The sequence below is a fragment of the Mesorhizobium sp. dw_380 genome, assembly GCF_018588885.1.
GTDB lineage: Bacteria > Pseudomonadota > Alphaproteobacteria > Rhizobiales > Rhizobiaceae > Mesorhizobium.
This window is the reverse complement of the sequence record NZ_JAFFIW010000108.1, coordinates 1-1,530: the sequence shown is the minus strand read 5'-3', so window position 1 is coordinate 1,530 and position 1,530 is coordinate 1. Positions and strand designations below refer to the sequence as shown.

Below are 1,530 nucleotides of genomic sequence, written 5' to 3'. Positions count from 1 at the left end.
TTTTTCGAGGTTCGGGATTAGGGCCACATGGCCCGCTTCTTCTTTGATCTAACCGACAACGGCGAATTCTACCCCGACACTGAAGGCACCGACCTACCGACGCTGGAAGACGTGGAAGACGAGGCGGCTATGGCGCTGCTCGAAATAGCCATGCCGGACGGCACTTTCAGAGAAGTCGCCATCCGTGTCCGCGACCATACCAGCAAGCCGCTATTCACTGTGAAGGTCACGTTGGAGCGGGTGCGCGAGCCGCCCGATGGGATGAGGACACAGCGCTAGAGCTGATTCATTATGGCCGCGCAACACGCCAGGGGCGAGCGGTCGGCGCACAGCAACGCTGCTATTCGGCTTCTCAGGCACTTCATGCTTTTAGACGACGGTGTTCGGACGCGGTAGGAGGATGTTCCTATTTCGTTTTGTATGGAGATCGAGACGCTAGGCGACTGCCTTACCCATTCCGTGACTGTCCGCGTCTTTTGCGCTTTCGGGCCCTACACGAAGGGGATGCAGCGCGGTCGCGAATGCAATTGGTCGTATCAGCCCGATATGGAACCCTTGTTCTCACGCGAGGAACTTCCCGATCGCATTGCTCCGCAAGCGCGTCCAATGCCCTCGGTGTGGAAGTCGCAGGCTCCGCGTCATGTTTAGCTTTCCGACTAATTCCGATGCCGCCGCCGTAGTGGCCGCCAGGTCGGCTAGGTCGCGCCGGGCGAATGATAGACTTCTTCCCAGGCTGCGGCGGGTAGCCTTTTGCTGGACTCCAACGCGCGTTTGGTCGCATTCTCCCGGTGGGGAGACGGGAATGGGCATCAAGGGCAAAGAGCTTCCCAGCCTAAAGGGCGGCGCAGACGCTCGCTGTTGGAACAGCGGGCGCTAATCCCCGTGCTGCTGTCCGGTGTTGCCGCTGCTGGCTATTTCGTACCGCAGGCGGAGCAGCATTCTCTTCCGACTGTGAATCGGCGTGGCGAATCTCGCGCGCCAAGTGGCTGCAACATCAAAGGAAATGTCAGCGTCGTGACTGGCGAGCGCATCTACCACATGCTCGGCCAGCGCTACTACAACGAAACGGTGGTCAACCCGGCAAAAGGCGGGCGATGGTTCTGCTCCTAATGGGAGGCATCGTGGGCAGGCTGGCGAAAATCCAAAGTTTGATTCCGGTGAGCGGGCCGTCACCGGCTACCCAGCGCCTTTGCTTCGCGTTCCAGCGTCTCCCGGTCGTTGCCATATTTCCTGATCAGTTCCCGAACTTCGGGGATCGTAAGCTGGAACTTGCTGGCGAAGTAGCCGACTTCATACTCCTGGTCGCCTGACACTCGGTCGCGGTCGCGAGAATCACGCTTGCTTTTGTCGTCTGCCATTGTCGTTCCTCCTGTTCAAAGAACAGCGAAGGCGCGTCAAAGTTCCCCGCATCTATTCGCGAACGCTCACCCGCGATGTCGCTGAGACATTCGCGATCGCATCCATATCCAGGCCACCCTTTTAGACCCGAACCGAGAATCTGTGAATCGCCCGGTTGGAACATTGTTGCGT

At 58.9% G+C, this 1,530-nt stretch carries 3 protein-coding genes; 2 read left to right on the top strand and 1 reads right to left on the bottom strand.

The window, feature by feature from the left end; translation table 11 throughout:
- The first annotated feature begins 27 nt into the window (after positions 1 to 27).
- Positions 28 to 279, top strand: a complete 252-nt coding sequence (locus JT360_RS33055) for a DUF6894 family protein (protein WP_214477615.1) — start codon at positions 28 to 30, stop codon at positions 277 to 279.
- 603 nt (positions 280 to 882) lie between these two features.
- On the top strand, positions 883 to 1,110 hold the full coding sequence (locus JT360_RS33050) for a sunset domain-containing protein (RefSeq protein ID WP_502845507.1): 228 nt from the start codon (positions 883 to 885) through the stop codon (positions 1,108 to 1,110).
- A gap of 59 nt (positions 1,111 to 1,169) precedes the next feature.
- On the opposite strand, the gene JT360_RS33045 is transcribed toward JT360_RS33050, so the two are convergent.
- Complete coding sequence (locus JT360_RS33045; protein ID WP_214477612.1) at positions 1,170 to 1,358, bottom strand: DUF3606 domain-containing protein; 189 nt, start codon at positions 1,356 to 1,358, stop codon at positions 1,170 to 1,172.
- Positions 1,359 to 1,530 lie beyond the last annotated feature (172 nt).

What these genes read in the sequence shown, in the direction of transcription:
- JT360_RS33055 (WP_214477615.1), top strand. Translation starts at nt 28, where the DNA reads ATGGCCCGCTTCTTCTTTGATCTAACCGACAACGGCGAATTCTACCCC.
- JT360_RS33045 (WP_214477612.1), bottom strand. Translation starts at nt 1,358, where the DNA reads ATGGCAGACGACAAAAGCAAGCGTGATTCTCGCGACCGCGACCGAGTG.